The sequence below is a fragment of the Hadarchaeum sp. (SeqCode) genome, assembly GCF_049969415.1.
Taxonomy (GTDB): Archaea; Hadarchaeota; Hadarchaeia; order Hadarchaeales; family Hadarchaeaceae; genus Hadarchaeum.
Window position 1 is genome coordinate 1 of record NZ_JBMFOX010000134.1, and the last position, 620, is coordinate 620.

General features: G+C 51.3%; 1 protein-coding gene. It reads right to left on the minus strand.

Annotated elements, in window-relative coordinates; all coding sequences use genetic code 11:
• Positions 1 to 119 precede the first annotated feature (119 nt).
• Positions 120 to 533 carry a transposase gene (locus ACP5PX_RS08370; protein ID WP_428085488.1) on the minus strand — a complete coding sequence of 138 codons (414 nt, stop codon included), beginning with the start codon at positions 531 to 533 and terminating at the stop codon, positions 120 to 122.
• Positions 534 to 620 lie beyond the last annotated feature (87 nt).

Here is a 620-nt window from a genome sequence, read left to right on the forward strand (position 1 = left end):
CCCCTTCAAAACGAAGGGCAAGCGCCTATACGCCCAGCAAGAAAGGGCATTATGGCTTCGCCACCAGGCACCCTCATTCGCGCGCACGTCCAACTACGGGACAGCGCATTCACGAGGAGTCATGCAACGCCTGACCATGACGGAAAAGGCCTATAAGGCCTACGATTCTTAAGGATTGAATAACAGCATAGGGCAAGCCTACGCGCAGTAGCCACCAAAGCAACCTTCCTACCCCTACGCTCAGCAATACGATGGTAAGAGCGGCTAATAGCCGTGTCATATTTAACATGGGTCATGGCAGCCTCAAAATAAGCCCATCGAAGCCATGGATTACCCTCATGGGTTATGCCCCCATGACGCGTAACGCCTCCACTACTATACGTTGATGGAACAATACCTATGAAGCTGCTATAGTGCTCACCGCTTTTGAAACGGTTAACATCGCCTGTCTCAGCCTTAATAAGCAAAGCAGTGTAATAGCCAACCCCTGGAACAGTCATCAATAGGCGTACATCCTCATCCAAGCCAGCCATACGCCTTAGCTCAAGGTTTAAGCGTCGGATCTCACCATTCAAAACAGCAATAACCCGCAGATAACAGTCTATAGGCGCGCGCGCGGC

Bases quoted from the DNA above. Each gene is read 5' to 3' on its own strand.
- ACP5PX_RS08370 (WP_428085488.1), bottom strand. From the start codon at position 533: ATGGCTGGCTTGGATGAGGATGTACGCCTATTGATGACTGTTCCAGGG.